The sequence below is a fragment of the Prevotella ihumii genome (assembly GCF_900155655.1).
Lineage (GTDB): Bacteria > Bacteroidota > Bacteroidia > Bacteroidales > Bacteroidaceae > Prevotella > Prevotella ihumii.
Genome location: NZ_LT706987.1, coordinates 1074797 through 1090792 on the forward strand (window position 1 = coordinate 1074797; position 15996 = coordinate 1090792).

Annotated in this window: 13 protein-coding genes; 3 read left to right on the top strand and 10 right to left on the bottom strand. The window is 39.8% G+C overall.

The annotated features are described in order from the left end of the window. Nucleotides 1–82: 82 nt before the first annotated feature. The 4 genes from ahpF to spt form a co-directional block, all read right to left on the bottom strand. Nucleotides 83–1645 (bottom strand): alkyl hydroperoxide reductase subunit F, encoded by a 1563-nt coding sequence (ahpF, locus tag CZ367_RS05115; RefSeq protein ID WP_077195891.1) that lies wholly within the window; start codon nucleotides 1643–1645, stop codon nucleotides 83–85. A gap of 292 nt (nucleotides 1646–1937) precedes the next feature. Continuing rightward, the gene (ahpC, locus tag CZ367_RS05120) at nucleotides 1938–2504 is read right to left on the bottom strand and encodes an alkyl hydroperoxide reductase subunit C (protein ID WP_077195892.1); all 567 of its coding nucleotides are present in this window, start codon (nucleotides 2502–2504) and stop codon (nucleotides 1938–1940) included. A 127-nt stretch (nucleotides 2505–2631) separates the two neighbouring features. Next, nucleotides 2632–3243 carry a superoxide dismutase gene (locus tag CZ367_RS05125; protein ID WP_077197368.1) on the bottom strand — a complete coding sequence of 204 codons (612 nt, stop codon included), beginning with the start codon at nucleotides 3241–3243 and terminating at the stop codon, nucleotides 2632–2634. Nucleotides 3244–3731: 488 nt separating this feature from the next. Next, complete coding sequence (gene spt, locus CZ367_RS05130; RefSeq protein WP_077195893.1) at nucleotides 3732–4919, bottom strand: serine palmitoyltransferase; 1188 nt, start codon at nucleotides 4917–4919, stop codon at nucleotides 3732–3734. A 188-nt stretch (nucleotides 4920–5107) separates the two neighbouring features. Here spt and CZ367_RS05135 point away from each other — a divergent pair, with 188 nt between their 5' ends. Then, nucleotides 5108–6136: a diacylglycerol/lipid kinase family protein gene (locus tag CZ367_RS05135; RefSeq protein WP_077195894.1), complete on the top strand. Its 1029-nt coding sequence runs from the start codon at nucleotides 5108–5110 to the stop codon at nucleotides 6134–6136. Next, nucleotides 6136–6834 carry a tRNA1(Val) (adenine(37)-N6)-methyltransferase gene (locus CZ367_RS05140; RefSeq protein WP_077195895.1) on the top strand — a complete coding sequence of 233 codons (699 nt, stop codon included), beginning with the start codon at nucleotides 6136–6138 and terminating at the stop codon, nucleotides 6832–6834. Before CZ367_RS05135 ends, CZ367_RS05140 begins: the two co-directional genes overlap by 1 nt. 101 nt (nucleotides 6835–6935) lie before the next feature. Here CZ367_RS05140 and CZ367_RS05145 read toward each other — a convergent pair whose 3' ends face one another. The 4 genes from CZ367_RS05145 to CZ367_RS05160 form a co-directional block, all read right to left on the bottom strand. Then, nucleotides 6936–8864, bottom strand: a complete 1929-nt coding sequence (locus CZ367_RS05145) for a polysaccharide biosynthesis protein (protein WP_077195896.1) — start codon at nucleotides 8862–8864, stop codon at nucleotides 6936–6938. A 532-nt stretch (nucleotides 8865–9396) separates the two neighbouring features. After that, a complete protein-coding gene (gene truA / locus CZ367_RS05150; protein ID WP_077195897.1) occupies nucleotides 9397–10179 on the bottom strand; it encodes a tRNA pseudouridine(38-40) synthase TruA in 783 nt (260 codons plus the stop codon). 24 nt (nucleotides 10180–10203) lie between these two features. Next, on the bottom strand, nucleotides 10204–11757 hold the full coding sequence (locus CZ367_RS05155; protein ID WP_077195898.1) for a ComEC/Rec2 family competence protein: 1554 nt from the start codon (nucleotides 11755–11757) through the stop codon (nucleotides 10204–10206). Between the two features lie 30 nt (nucleotides 11758–11787). Beyond that, complete coding sequence (locus tag CZ367_RS05160) at nucleotides 11788–12306, bottom strand: histidine phosphatase family protein (RefSeq protein WP_077195899.1); 519 nt, start codon at nucleotides 12304–12306, stop codon at nucleotides 11788–11790. Nucleotides 12307–12429: 123 nt separating this feature from the next. On the opposite strand from CZ367_RS05160, the gene CZ367_RS05165 reads away from it, so the two are divergent. Further along, on the top strand, nucleotides 12430–13092 hold the full coding sequence (locus CZ367_RS05165) for a DUF308 domain-containing protein (protein ID WP_077195900.1): 663 nt from the start codon (nucleotides 12430–12432) through the stop codon (nucleotides 13090–13092). A gap of 279 nt (nucleotides 13093–13371) precedes the next feature. Here the strand turns inward: CZ367_RS05165 and CZ367_RS05170 are convergent, their stop codons facing one another. Together CZ367_RS05170 and rfbD are read right to left on the bottom strand one after the other, a co-directional pair. Beyond that, the gene (locus tag CZ367_RS05170; protein ID WP_077195901.1) at nucleotides 13372–14940 is read right to left on the bottom strand and encodes a peptide chain release factor 3; all 1569 of its coding nucleotides are present in this window, start codon (nucleotides 14938–14940) and stop codon (nucleotides 13372–13374) included. Between the two features lie 171 nt (nucleotides 14941–15111). Beyond that, nucleotides 15112–15996, bottom strand: a complete 885-nt coding sequence (gene rfbD, locus CZ367_RS05175) for a dTDP-4-dehydrorhamnose reductase (RefSeq protein ID WP_077195902.1) — start codon at nucleotides 15994–15996, stop codon at nucleotides 15112–15114.

Consider the following 15996-nt stretch of genomic DNA (forward strand, 5'->3'; position numbering starts at 1 on the left):
AAAGCCCTCATTGCTAAGGTAAGACCTTGACAATGAGGGTAAACTTTATCAAATTATGTCACATCAAAAAACTTATACTTGCTTATGAAATAATGCCTCGGAGACGGTCATCAAAGGCAGAGAGAGCTGCTTTTGCACCTTCGCCCATTGCCACAACTATTTGCTTGTAAGGTACGTTGGTTACATCGCCTGCAGCGTAAACACCTGGAATTGAAGTGCGGCAGAACTCGTCAACGTTAATTTCACCTCGTGGAGTAAGCTTCAATTCTTCCTTAAAAGGATCGCTATTTGCAGCAAGACCAATCTGTACAAACACACCATCGAAGTTGTAATCTTTTTCTTCTTCGGTCAGTCTGTCCTTTACTGTAAGGGCAGTAAGTTTAGTTCCGTCACCCTTAACATTGGTAGTTTGAGCGTTCTTAAATATCTGTAAGTTGGTCAAGCTCTGTGCTTTCTCTTGCAAAACGGTATCGGCACGTAGCGTATCACCAAACTCAAATACGGTAACTTTATTACAAATACCAGAAAGATCGATAGCTGCCTCAAGTCCTGAGTTGCCTCCACCAATCACAGCCACGTTCTTTCCTTTATAGAAAGGTCCGTCGCAGTGTTGACAGAAATGAATACCGTGACCGATGTACTTCTCTTCATCGCCTACATTAAGTCGACGCCAATTTGCACCAGTTGCAATAATTACGGCAGGAGCTTTAAACACTTCACCTCCCTTTACACTTATCGCTTTCAGTGCATCATTAAGTTTTACGCTTGTAATTTTACGATGTTCGAACAGCTCAATAGGGTAAGTATTGAGGTGTGTTTTAAGGTCGGAAGCAAGTTGTGTTCCCGTTGTTTCAGGAACCGAAATAAGGTTCTGAATACCCGTAGTATCGTTCACCTGACCACCAATACGTTCGGCTACCAAACCTACACGCAAGCCCTTACGAGCCGAATAGATGGCAGCTGAAGCACCAGCAGGTCCACCGCCAATGACAACGACATCAAATTTGCGCTCGATAGGTTCAATGTTTTCGTCTGTCTGACTTCCTACTGCATCTTCTAATTCTTGAAGTAAAACACCTAAATCACCACGTCCTACGTGTAGCGACTTACCATTGCAGTAAACAGCAGGTACGCCTTGAATGTTAAGATTGCTCACCTCTGTTTGGAAAACTCCACCATCTACCATTTCGTGCTTGATGTTGGGATTGATGAGCGACATAAGATTGAGTGCCTGAACCACATCGGGACAATTGGTACACGTAAGTGAAACGTATGTAGAAAGTGATATTTCACCCTTCAACGACTTAATTCGGCGTTGTATAGTTTCGTCGGGGATATTCTTTCCTTGTCCGTCTGTGTTTAATATAGCGAGCAATAACGATGTAAACTCGTGTCCGTTAGGAATACCACGAAAACGTATGCCCGTTGGGTTGTTATCCTTTAAAATATCGAAGTGGAATTGCTTATCGTCTACTTCTGTGTATTCTACGCTTAAATGTTCTGATGTTGAAGTGAAATCGTTTAAGAAATCTTTCAGCTCAGTTGCGTTTTTATCTTCTTTGTTGTATGTTGCTGCAAGCGTAATGCTTGACTTTAAGGTTGAGAAAATTCCCTTTACCTGCTCTAATATATTTTTATCTAACATTTTTCAGTGCGTTATGTAGGAATGAAGTCTATATCATAGAAAAATCTCTTGCTCATCTGTTACTTCCGAATGCTCTCCACTCAAGGGTAAGACTTCGAAGACAGGAGAGCAAGAGACTATCCATAATGTTTTGTTTTTGTGATGATTTGAAACTGATCTACAAGATAATTATATTTTCTAATATGCTATGGAAAGAGAGAAATTCTTATACTTTTTAGTTTCAAATATGTAAACTCTGTCTTGGTATTATACAACGATAACACCAAGAAGAGTTGTTTATTATTGAATAGAATTAAATTTTACCTACGAGATCAATGCTTGGTTTCAATGTTTCAGCACCTTCGTTCCACTTTGCAGGACAAACTTCACCAGGGTGAGAAGCTACGAATTGTGCAGCCTTAACTTTGCGTACAAGTTCGTCAGCGTTACGACCAATGCTGTTATCTTGAATTTCAGCCAACTTAATCTTGCCTTCTGGGTCAACGAGGAATGTACCACGATAAGCCAAACCTTCATCTTCTTTGTAAACACCGAAGCCCTTAGCCAATACTGCGAGTGGGTCTGCAAGCATTGCATAGTTAATCTTCTGAATGCTTTCTGATGCGTCAAACCAAGCCTTATGTACAAAGTGAGTATCGCAACTTACAGAGAACACCTCTACACCCATACCCTTCAACTCTTCATACTTAGCTGCAAGGTCAACCAACTCAGTAGGACAAACAAATGTAAAGTCAGCTGGGTAGAAGAAGAAGATAGCCCACTTGCCCTTGATGTCTTCAGATGAAACTGTTTTAAATTCACCGTTTTGGAATGCCTGAACTTTAAATTCAGGAAGATTTGCATTGATAATTGTTTCCATATTACTTATTTTTCTTTTATCAGACTACTTGGTGTCTTGCCCTCGAATAGCACTAACCAAACTATATCGCCGGCAAGCTTACCTCGCAGTCTTTTATTGTTATTGTTTGATTTATTAATATTTGCTTTTACTTAAGTCTACTTTCAACAACTTTCCAATCTACTATCTGCCACGCAGCAGCGATGTGATCAGCGCGTTTGTTCTGATAATCAAGATAGTAAGCGTGTTCCCAGACATCCATACCAAAAATTGGATTTAATCCTTTACGTAATGGATTGCCTGCATTAGTTTCTTTTGTAATCACTAATTTACCATCTTTATCTTGTGATAACCAAGCCCAGCCAGAGCCAAAAAGCGTTGTCGAAGCTTTTGCAAATTCAACCTTGAAAGCATCAAAACTACCAAATGACTTATTGATAAGTTCAGCTATTTTGCCTTCAGGACGGTTGTTTTCTGTTGGCTTCTTGAATTGTTCGAAGTACAACTTATGATTGAGAATTTGTCCTGCATTGTTATAAAGTGGTCCTTCAGGTGCAGTTTTTACAAGTTCTTCTAATGTTTTGTTTTCGTATTCTGTTCCCTTAATGAGTCCATTCAATGTATTTACATATCCTTGAAGATGCTTTCCATAATGAATGTTCACTGTCTGTTCGCTTATCACAGGTTCCAATGTATTGCTTGCATAAGGCAAGGTTGGCATTTGAATTGTAATTGCTAACAATAATTTTGCTATAAACATCATGTTCGTATATCTTATTGAAATTAGTTCTTATTTTTTTCTGTTGCAAAGTTATAACTAATAAAAGAACGCTACAACAGAATAAATTTATCGCCCAATAGATAAAATCAATAATCACATAAAACGTGCTGTTTATCAATGATATACAAATAAAGAAAAAATATTAAAGGAACGAAAAAAATCTTTGAGCTTTGTCTTTGATTGTTAAACCCAAATCAGTCATTAGCCCGCAAAGGCTTTTTAAAGCGTTTAGCTGTTATGCTTTTCTTCGTCTTTGCACCTTATTTTGGCTCTTTCCGTTTGTTTTTTCAGTTGTTTAGCTCGCTAAACGTCTTCAAAAACAACCAAAAATAGCTCAAAATAAGCTCGCAAATCTCGAAGAAGTCTAACGACCGAGTTGGGTTAAACCCAACACAAATAAAAAGACAAAATGTGGAATTTAGGCTATCGAAACTCCACATTTTATTTATAGTTCACAGAACATAATCTTAAATAATGCCCTCCTCTTTGAAGATAGCTTTCAATATTTGAACACCACGTTCTACCTGTTCTTCTGTGTGTGTAGCCATCAATGCAAAACGAACGAGCGTATCTTGAGGTGCACACGCTGGAGGAATAACAGGATTGATAAACACTCCTGCCTCGTAAGCCTTCATAGTAACAATGAATGTTTTGTTAATATCACGCACGTAAAGTGGAATAATTGGGCTTGCTGTATCTCCAATCTCAAAACCTTCTTCACGGAAACGTTGCAAAGCATAGTTGGTTACTTTCCACAAATTTTCTTGACGTTCAGGCTCTGCAATCATAATGTGGAGTGCCTCTAAAGCTGCAGCTGTAGCTGAAGGAGTATTGCTCGCAGAGAAGATATAAGTTCTACACGTGTGACGCAAATAATTGATTGTATCCTTATCAGCCGCTATAAATCCACCGATTGAAGCCATACTTTTTGAGAATGTTCCCATAATCAAGTCAACCTCATCAGTCAATCCGAAGTGGTCGCAAACTCCTCTACCCTGCTTGCCAAACACACCCAAACCGTGTGCTTCGTCTACCATAATAGAGCAATTATACTTCTTCTTTAATTCAACGATAGCTGGAAGATTTGCCAAGTCGCCTTCCATAGAGAAAACGCCATCAACAACAATTAACTTAATAGCCTCTTGTGGTAATTTAGCAAGAATACGTTCCAAGTCCTCCATATCGTTGTGCTTGTAACGCAATTGGGTTGCAAAGCTGAGACGTCTACCATCAACAATACTTGCGTGATCGCGGTCATCGCAGATGATGTAATCGCCACGACCAACAACCATAGCTAAAACACCTGCATTCACCGAGAAACCTGTTGAGAAGCAAAGCACCTCATCTTTGTGTATAAATTCAGCTAATTCTTTCTCTAACTGTACGTGCAAGTCGAGTGTTCCGTTGAGGAAACGACTTCCCGCACACCCTGAACCATACTTATCGAGGGCATCTTTACCAGCTTGAATAATACGTGGGTCGTTTGGCAAACCTGTATATGCGTTTGAACCAAACATCAAAATTGAATGACCATCAATATCGGTAACTTCTGTACCCTGTTTGCTTGTGATTTCACGAAAATATGGATACAATCCTGCTTCCATAAATTTCTGAGGCTCACAGTAATTCTTGTACTTTTCTTGTAACTGTCCCATTATTATATAAGGTGTAGTTATTAACTACAATTTTATTAGGCTTGCAAAGATACAACTTTTTGTTGATATTCAGCATCAAATGACAAGAGAAGTGGAAATTAATTTTTTTTCACGTACAATTTGTTCAAAAACAACTATAAATATTTAATTTTGCCTTATTTTCGGTTAATATCCGAAACTATGAAGGTATGAAGAAGAAGGTTTTATTCATTATGAACCCTATTTCAGGAGCAAAGAAGAAAGCTGCTATTCCTGAAATGATAGAAAAGTACATCGATAAAGATGTGTTTGAATACGCTATTGCTAAAACTGAATACGCAGGACACGCTACCGAAATAGCAGCCAAGGCTGCCCAAGAAGGGGTAGACATTGTGGTTGCAATAGGTGGAGACGGCACTGTTAACGAAGTAGGCAAAGGCATTGTAAATACCAACACAGCACTTTCTATCATTCCTACAGGCTCGGGCAATGGCTTAGCTCGCCACCTTGCCATACCTCTAAATGTCAAGAAAAGCATTGAGATACTTAATCAAAACACCATCAAGTCGTTAGACTATGGACTTATCAACAACATACCTTTCTTTTGTACTTGTGGAATGGGTTTCGATGCCTTTATATCAATGAAGTTTGCAGAGGCAGGCAAGCGAGGCCCTATCACCTATGTGCAAAAGATATTAGAAGAAGGACTTTCGTACGAACCACAGACTTACGAAATAGAAGACGATGAGGGTATTCACAAGTACAAAGCCTTCCTTGTTTCGGTAGCCAATGCCTCGCAATATGGCAACAATGCGTATATAGCTCCTCAAGCCTCAATGAGCGACGGACTATTGGATGTCATTATAATGGAGCCTTTCGACATATTAGAAGCATCGCATGTTGCCTTTGAAATGTTCAATAAAACCATTGATAAGTATCAGAAAATAAAGACTTTCAAAGCCAAAAGAATACTCATTCACAGAAAGCAAGCAGGCGTTATACACTTTGATGGCGACCCCATAATGGCAGATGCAGACATAGAAGTGAAAGTGATAAACAAGGGAATAAAGGTTGTTGTAAACCCTTCGGACAAACGCATAAGCCGCAAACCTAACATTATTCAGACCGCATTCTCAGAGTTGTTCTGCAATATAGATGAGATAAGATACAACATCAACAAACAGAGTAGGAAGATGCAGGCGATAAACAAGAACCTACTCCGCAAAATTAAGATATAATGGGATTTGCTTTCAAACAGTTTACCATAGAGCAAGACCGCTGCGCAATGAAGGTTGGCACTGATGGCGTGCTACTTGGCTCGTGGGCAAAAGGAGGCACACGCATTTTAGACATAGGCACAGGCACGGGACTCATCGCACTTATGATGGCACAACGCTACCCCACGGCGCATATTGATGCGATAGAAATAGACAAAGAGGCAGCACAACAAGCCAAAGAAAACGTTGCTCAATCGCCTTTTGCGAATAGGGTAAACATTGTCAACATTGCGCTACAAAACTATAAGGAGCAAAGTCAAGGAAAACTTTATGATGCCATCGTGAGCAATCCGCCTTACTTTGAGAACTCATTGAAAAACCCTGACAAGAACAGAGCCCAAGCTCGGCACACCGATGCCCTACCCTTCAGAGAACTTATGCACAATGCTTACTCGCTTTTAAGCGATGAAGGCATATTTTCAATTATAGTTCCCAACGAGGCAAAAAGTACTATCGAATATGAAGCCATTGTGGCAGGACTCTCCATAAGTAAGATGGTACATATTAAAACAAAAAGCAATAAAGCACCTAAACGCTTATTAATGGAGTTCAGAAAACAACTTTCGGTAGTCGAAATTACCACCGAATGTTTGGAGCAAGACGACAGCACAAAGAGCCAATGGTACAAAAACCTTACTTCACCCTTTTATATTAAATAAGGTGTAAAGACGAAGAAAAGCATAACACTTAAACTCTTTAAAAAGTCTTTGTGGGCTAATGACTGATTTGGGTTAAAATAGCAACGTACAACTTGCTATCTTTATTTTTTATCTAACACCGAGTAAACGCTGTTGTTACTAATAAACTCGGGCACAATTTCTTTCATCATCTTCACAATATTCATACTATCGTAAGTGTGACTTAAGGCAACCAACTTGTCTATCTGCTGGCTTACCACATCAAAATCGTACTCACGCACTTGCGCAATACGTATTTTCTCGTGCTCGCTTGGAAGCGTATTCTCTGTTGTGCTCAACACTTCCTCGTACAACTTTTCGCCTACACGTAGTCCCGTGTACTTTATCTCGATACCTTCAGCACCCGATAGCTTTATCATACGCTTAGCCAAGTCGGCTATCTTTACAGGTTTACCCATATCGAATACAAATATCTCGCCTCCACGACCCTGTGTTCCTGCTTCCAAAACCAACTTACAAGCCTCAGGAATAAGCATAAAGAAACGAATAATATTAGGGTCGGTTACAGTAACAGGACCTCCAGCCTTGATTTGTTTCTCAAACAACGGAATAACAGAGCCGTTAGAGCCCAACACATTACCAAAACGAGTAGTAACAAACTGTGTTGCTCCCTTAACATTGCCCTTGCTTGCGTCTTCGTTTATCTTCTTGTTCAAACTCTGACAATATATCTCGCAAATGCGTTTCGAACAACCCATCACGTTTGTTGGATTAACCGCCTTATCGGTAGAAATCATCACAAACTTCTTCACGTTATGTTTCACGCTCAAGTCAGCAATAACCTTTGTACCCCAAACGTTGTTTTGAATACTCTCCGAAGGGTTATATTCCATCATTGGAACGTGCTTGTATGCTGCAGCGTGGAACACGTATTCAGGCTTATACTCGTTAAAAATAGTATCCATTCGGTCGTAATTCGAAATGCTTGCAACAATCGTTTCTACCTTGATATGAGGAAATTGGGCGTGCATCAATAGGCGAATGTCGTGCTGTGGCGTTTCGGCTTGGTCGATAAGAATAAGGTCAGAAGGATTGTAAATAGAAATCTGACGCACCATCTCTGAACCAATAGAACCAGCCGAGCCTGTTATCATAATGCGCTTTCCTGTTAACAAGCTACCTATAGCATCCATATCTACCTTTATCTCATCGCGAGGCAAAAGGTCTTCGATACTTATCTCTTTTAATTGTACTTTGCTGAAATCGTCGCCTTCTTCCCACTCGCGTGAACGCTCAGTAAGATAAATTTTTACGTTATTATTGATAAGTATATCTTGCAACGCAGTATCATTTCTGAAATTTTCTACTTGAATAGGTGAAACCAATACAGCCTGAATATTCATCTCACTAATATAGTCGGCCAACTTTTCGTTGCCCACGTATATCTTTTTGCCCATCAAGAGCTTGTCAGTAAGATTGGCATCATTAGAGATAAATCCCTTCAGCTTAAACTTGCTATTATTCTCATTTCTAATGTTTTTAGCCAAACCTATACCGCCCTCTTGCACGCCATAAATAAGCGTAAGCACACCTTTATCAGTATTGAAAACAGTATCGTAAATCGACTTTACCAACACACGAAAAGCTATCATACCAATGGTTGCCACCAAGTACATAGCTGCAATTTGCCTACCTTCAAGGCGCACAAAGTTCAAGTCCCAACTATAAATAATGTAGTGCATCAGCTCGGCAATGGTCAACGAGAGCAACATAGCAAAGCTTACCCGAAGTAAGTCTACAAAAGAGGAATAACGTATAATGCCCGAATAGGTACGGAACACGCGGAAGCCAATAAAATTGAATATCATATAGACGCATATTGTCTTTGTGAGCAAAGCAATATTATCAAAAGTTATAGCCCCATGATAGTACAACCAAAAAACAAAAATACCTGAAAAATAGCATATCAAGCTATCGAAGACAAGAATTGCCCAATAAGGCAGAGCTTTTTTAGAAAAATACCACTCAAGTAGTCTTTTTATAGTGTTCATAAAAACGTAATTCAATCAAATAATTTTATTGTTAAAATACTTCAATGTATCCAAGTGCAAAAGTACATAATTTTCCTTAAAGAAAACTTATATTGTACTAATTATTTTTGGGAAGTCGTAAAACTATTCAAACTTTTGCGTTTTTTATTACAAAACGATAGGAAGGGCGGAAGAGAGGGCGAAACTTTGTAAAATAAAACCGTAAAAAGTGGTTCTTCCGAAATAGAACAATGGAAGATAAATAACACACCGCTGCAATATGAAAAATAGAACAAAAACAAGCAGAAAAACAACTTTACAAAACCAACTGATTATCAACACATTGCAAACGCACAAATTATCGTCGCTCAAAGTTAAACTTTGACCGTCCAATACATATATGTTTTACCTTGTCAAAGTTCAACTTTGGCAACGCAAAACATAGATGTTTGGCAACCTAAAGATAGAACTATGAAAAACAGAACATTAAAAGAAGAATACTACAAATATCAGCAACCGAAATACCGAACAACTTGCTTGGTGAGCCAAAAGATTAGGCTTCTTTGGCAGTTTTTTCCGCTACAGGATAGGTTACGTCCCACAAGAAGAGTGCATTACCAGGCATACTTTCGCCTGCATCATTACGTGTACCACTGTCAACAATGCGCTTAAAATCGGCAAGCGTTATCTTGCCACGCCCCACTTCTACAAGCGTACCCACAACAGCACGCACCATATTGCGCAAAAAACGATTGGCAGAAATAACAAAGTACCAGTCTGCCCCATTGCCTTCGCCCAATTCGGCATCATAAGCTACCCATCGTGCCTCGGTAACATTGCAAATGGTGGTTTTAGAGTCAGCTCCCGACTTGCAGAAACACTTAAAATCTTTTTCGCCCAATAGGTACTTGGCAGCCTCGTTCATCTGCTCAAAGTCTAAAGCATACGTAAGTTGGTGCGAATAATGTCGTTGGAAGGTAGATTTGCGACGATGTATGTAATAATGGTAGGTGCGCTGTGTAGCCGAAAAACGTGCGTGCAAATCGTTGCTCACTTCATAAACGCTCGTTGCAGTAATATCTTTCGGCAATATTCGGTTCAACTTGTAAGTTAGTTGACCTCCATCTATTTCAGTTTCAAAATCGAAGTGTGCCACCATTATACGTGCGTGCACACCTGCATCGGTACGCCCTGCCCCAACGGTTTCGATAGGTGTGCGCAAGAGTGTAGACAAAGCCTTGTCTAAGACTTCTTGTACTGAAATGCCGTTAGGCTGCTTTTGCCAACCGTGGTAGCGTGTACCATCGTATGAGAAAGTTATAAAATATCGTTGCATATCTGCTCGCAAAGGTACAAAAAATTACTTGAATGGTTGTCGTTCTACAAAAATTCTCGCTAAGAACCATACGCAAGCAATGACGACATATACCAAAAATACTTGCAACATTGTGGGGTGTAAGGCTATACGGGCATAAGGAAGGTGGGCTATCCAAGAGATGGAGGTATTCATAAAGTCAACGATATAGGCAACACATTCGAACAAAAAGGTATGAACCTTAGGCAACAGCAGCAAAAGAGAGGCAATAACCATACCATAAAGTATGAGCAGCGTGCAAGGAATAACTATAAAATTGGTAAAAAGAAAGTAGGTGCTAAAGCCTCCAAAATAATAAGCTACAAGGGGAGCTGTTCCCAATTGGGCAGATACAGAAACAGCTGCTAAGCTCCACAAATATCGGAAAACAAAGTGACGCTGAAGCCACGTTTGCGAAACCAACTCATCGAAAAGGGGCATAAAAAGCAAGATGGCAAACACGGCAGAAAACGAGAGTTGAAAACCTATATCCCAAAGATTTTGAGGGCGGACTACAAGCAAAACAAGGGCTGTAAAGGCGAGCGTATTCAGCGAAAAACGATTGCGATTGAGCAGAGTTACACAGGTATAGATCGTTAACATTGTGGCAGAACGCACCACGGAGGGAGAAAAATCTACTAAGAATACATACGCCCAAATGAGTAAAACCACACTACATTCGGGCAAACGATAGCGAGCTAAATGGCGAAGCAGAGGCAAGTATTTCCAAAAGGAAAAAATACTGAGAAGAAAGATGTAAATGATACTAAGATGAAGACCTGAAATGGCGAGTATATGACTTGCACCAGAGATGGAATAATCGTCTTTTAAATCTTTTGTTAACAATGTTTTATCTCCCAATCCCATTGCTAACAATACAGCAATATTATTATTACCTGTAATAATGGATTTAAGGCTGTTCACCATTCGCTGTTTTTGGCATTTTATTACCAATATGGTGCGGTCAAGAACACTCAAAAAGCCTAAGGAGATAGCAGCTTTTTGCCAATGCTGATGATAAATAAAGGTTTCGGCAAGATAGCCTTGCTGTTTGAGCCAACGTGCATAATCAAATTCAGATTGTACAAAGTTGTAAGGCGGAGTAAGCGCTGAATAAGCCTGAATGCCATCGCCTACGTGAAGAGTAAGGTAACGTTGGGTAAGGGTATCACGAAGGATAGAAGCCTTGGTCTTAATGTATCCATTAGTGGTTTGTATAGCAAGGTCTACTTGTATCACCTTTTTGCGCTGCACAGGTTCGGACAATAGCACCGCATTATAAAGTTGCGGAGAGGTGGGAAGCTGTGTTTCGAGCTTCTTTTCCGACTTTGCCATCAAGCAACCACCCATTGACAGCACTGCAAAGAATAGTCCAAGAAGCGAAACAACTGGTTTCTTTAAGGCAAGAAGTGCCAATAATAAGCCTCCTACCACGAAGATAAGCCACGTAAATGCTGAGAAAAGCGAAGTGGTGTATCGTCCTAAAATCATACCCACAATAAAGAAGAGGGCGACTTTAAGTAAGGGATACAACTCAAAATTAAACTTTGCTTTCGTCATAAACGTTACTGAGCCTTGTAAATAATAGGTTTACAGTTCCAATATACGCACATCGGCATTTTTCATCACTGCTATTTCGTTCATTGGTTTGTTGTGATATACGCTCTGAATGGCTTTATTAATAATGCCGTGACCTACAGCCAATACTGTTTTATTCTCATAGTTTTCTTTCACAAAGGCTAAGAATTGTGCCGCACGAGTTTTCAGTTCATCTAAAGTTTCTATATCTTTCGGCCATTCATCCGGGTTATTTAAGTTAGCCAATTCGGGTATATATTTTCCTGTAAATGAACCCCAATCACGTTCACGCAGAAGTTTTGATTGAATAATATTTACATCTGGCTTCCCTGCAATAATTCTACACGTATCAATACATCTCTTCAAATCGCTTGAGATGTACACATCTATCGCAACAGACGCAAAGTTTTCACCTACTTGCATAGCTTGTTGGCAACCATTTTCGGTAAGTTCGCCTTGGGTTTGTCCTTGCATTATGCGCTTTACATTGTCAACAGTTTCGCCGTGTCGCACCAAATATAATGTAGTCATAGGATAATTTTTTAGACAAAAGTAATAAAAACTTGAGAGTTAGAAGACAATACTTCAGATTATTTTGTACATTTGTAACCAAATAAAGTCTACTGATTAGATTTATTCAAATAAATATTTTTTATGAAGATTATTCAAAGTTCAATTTTAAGAGCAGTAGTAGCAATTGCCGTGGGTGTACTTCTCATCAAGTATAGAGAAGAAACAATGACGTGGATGACTATTGCTGTAGGTGTGCTTTTCTTTATGTCAGGTCTTATTTCGTGTATCGTTTATTACTTTGAAAAAGAACGAGCAGCAAAAGCAAGTGGAAAGGTTGACGAGGCAGGAAACACCATCAAGGTGAGCCAACCTATGTTCCCTATCGTGGGTGTGGGTAGTGGTGTGTTGGGCGTTATTCTCGCTTTTATGCCTGAAGGGTTTATCAAGTGGGTGGCGTACATCTTGGCTGCAATTCTTATTCTTGGAGCTATTAATCAGTTTATGAACCTTGCTAATGCTCGCCACTTTGCACGTGTACCCGCATTGTTTTGGTCGTTTCCTATAATAACCTTATGTGTTGGCATCTATATCATTGCCAATCCAATGGAAGCAGCATCGTTACCTTTGAAGATAATAGGTTGGTGTTTGATGTTCTATGGTGTGGTAGAAATCATCAACTCGATAAAAATTTTCCAAATGAAACGAGCCTACGATAAAATAGAGGCTGCAAAGGTTGTAACAGGAACACCTGTTGCTGCAAACGAAGAAATAGAAGAAGCGGTGGTCATAGAAGAAGAAAAATAACAGAAAAACTTTTCTTTTCGGTTTTTAACCCAAATCGGTCATTAGACCAGTTTAGGTGCTTACTTTATTATTTTTGAAACTTATGAGCTGTCTTTTGGATTATTTTGGCTTTTTTTTACCTATATCTGCAGTCACATAGCCCGCTATGCTCCTTTGATATATGCAAAATAAATCTCAAAATAATCGCAAAATACATTCTCATTCTAACGACAGATTTGGGTTAAAAGAAGGTATAAAAACAATAAAAGCTCGGTCTGCAGAAACCGAGCTTTTATTGTTTTAGAACTCACTTGTAAAGTGGAATTTTATGTTTTCAAAGTCTTGTTGTGCCATACTTAGCACATATCCAGAGTCGGCAAGGAAGACATCGCGTCCTTCAATATCTTTTGCCATATATTGATACTTGCGCTTCTTGAAGCTGTCTAACTCTTTATCGTCTTCTGCTTCTATCCAGCACGCTTTGTGAAGATGCACAGGTTCCCAACGACACTTGGCATTGTATTCGTGTTCCAAACGATATTGGATAACCTCAAACTGAAGTTGCCCCACTGTTCCCACAATTCTACGATTGTTAAACTGATTGACAAACAACTGTGCTACACCTTCGTTCATCAATTGTTCCAAACCCTTTTGGAACTGCTTAGCCTTCATTGGGTCGTCGTTCTCAATATATTTGAACAGTTCAGGAGAGAAACTTGGTAAGCCACGGAAGTGGATATTTTCGCCCTCGGTAAGGGTATCACCAATCTTAAATACGCCTCCACTATCGGGCAAACCTACAATATCACCAGGATAAGCCTCTTCTACAGTGTTCTTGCGTTGTGCCATAAACTGTGTAGGCGAAGAGAATCGCATAGTTTTACCATTGCGCACGTGAAGATAAGGTTGGTTGCGTTGGAACTTACCAGAGCATACTTTGCAGAAAGCAATACAACTGCGGTGATTAGGGTCGATATTGGCTGTAATCTTAAAGATAAAGCCTGAGAATTTCTGTTCAGCTGGTTCTACCATTCTTTCTTCTGCCTTGGTGGGCTTAGGACTTGGGGCTATCTTTATAAAGCAATTTAAAAGCTCTTGTACACCAAAGTTGTTCAATGCTGAACCAAAGAATACGGGTGCAACTTCCGCAGAGCGATATGTTTCGATATTAAATTCAGGATACACACCATCGACCAATTCTATATCATTGCGCAACTGTTCGGCGAAATTGCTACCTACTTGCTTGTCCAACTCTTCAGAGTCGACAGCCACTTCTATAGTTTCGGTCACTCGTTGCTTGTTTGGAGTGAACAGATTGAGATTGTTTTCAAAGATATTGTAAACACCTTTGAAACGCTGTCCCTGCCCTATTGGCCACGAAAGTGGACGTACACTAATCTGAAGTTCCTCCTCCAATTCGTCTAACAATTCGAATGGGTCTCGACCTTCACGGTCCATCTTATTTACAAAGATAATTACAGGTGTATTGCGCATACGACAAACTTCCATCAACTTTCGAGTTTGTGTTTCCACACCCTTGGCAGAGTCTACCACAATGATGGCGGAGTCTACGGCAGTCAATGTGCGATAAGTATCTTCAGCAAAGTCTTGGTGACCTGGAGTATCGAGAATATTCACCTTATAACCCTCGTAATCAAATTCCATTACAGAGGTTGAAACCGAAATACCACGTTGTTTTTCTATGTCCATCCAGTCGGATGTAGCTGTTTTCTGTATCTTATTACTTTTTACAGCTCCAGCCACTTGAATTTGTCCACCAAACAACAAGAATTTCTCAGTAAGTGTTGTTTTACCTGCGTCAGGGTGAGAGATTATCGCAAACGTTCTTCTGCGTTCTATTTCGTTCATTTATTATCTTTTGTTTTCTTAATAATTTCTACTTGATTTCTTAGCACAAAGCCCCATCGTGCTCAATCTTTTTGCTCCACGTATTCAGCCTTTTGTTCCTCGTGCTCAATCTTTTTGCTCCACACGTTTAATATTTCAGCTTTATGTGTTTGATTTTATTGCCTCACGTATTCAATCTTTTTGCTTCATAAGGTTGCCCATACATACTTTAAGGCTATCCACCCAGTACGGAACATTTGTGCCAAAGGTTTCTTTAATCTTAGTTTTATCAAACACAGAATAAGCTGGACGCTTCACAGGAGATGGAAATTCGTCGCTGTGACAAGGCATTATCTTACAATCGGTATTGCCTGCAAGCTCTGCTATCTTGATTGTAAAATCGTACCAGCTGCACACACCTTCGTTAGAGAAGTGATAGATGCCTGTATTGCCCTCGTACTTACGATTTTCAACTATATCGAAAATGGCGTTGGCAAGGTCGACAGCGTATGTAGGAGTTCCACATTGGTCGAACACAACCTTTATCTCAGGCTTAGTAGAGGTGAGATTTATCATTGTCTTTACAAAGTTGTGACCAAACTCACCGTAAAGCCACGCTGTTCGTACGATGATATATTTTCCGCCCACAGCTTGTATTTTTTGTTCTCCGTGTAGCTTTGTTAGCCCATAAACACCTGTCGGTGTACCTTTTTGGTCTTCTTTGCAAGGGGTGTTGTATGGGTCGCCACCAAATACATAGTCGGTGCTTACGTGTACAAGGAGTCCGTCAACTTCTTTCATTGCTATAGCCAAATTTTCGGGAGCAGTAGCATTGAGAGTTTCAACTATTTCACCTGCTGTTTCTGCCTTATCTACATTTGTCCACGCAGCACAATTGATGATACACCCAACATTGTTCTCTTTTACACACGTACGTATGTCTTCAAGACTTGTAATATCGAGCTTCTGATAGCCATCGCACACATCTGTAAAGATGTAGTTGTCCTTGCTATCCTTTGCAACTACCTGAATGGTGTTGCCCAACATTCCGTTAGCACCTGTTACTAATATATTCAT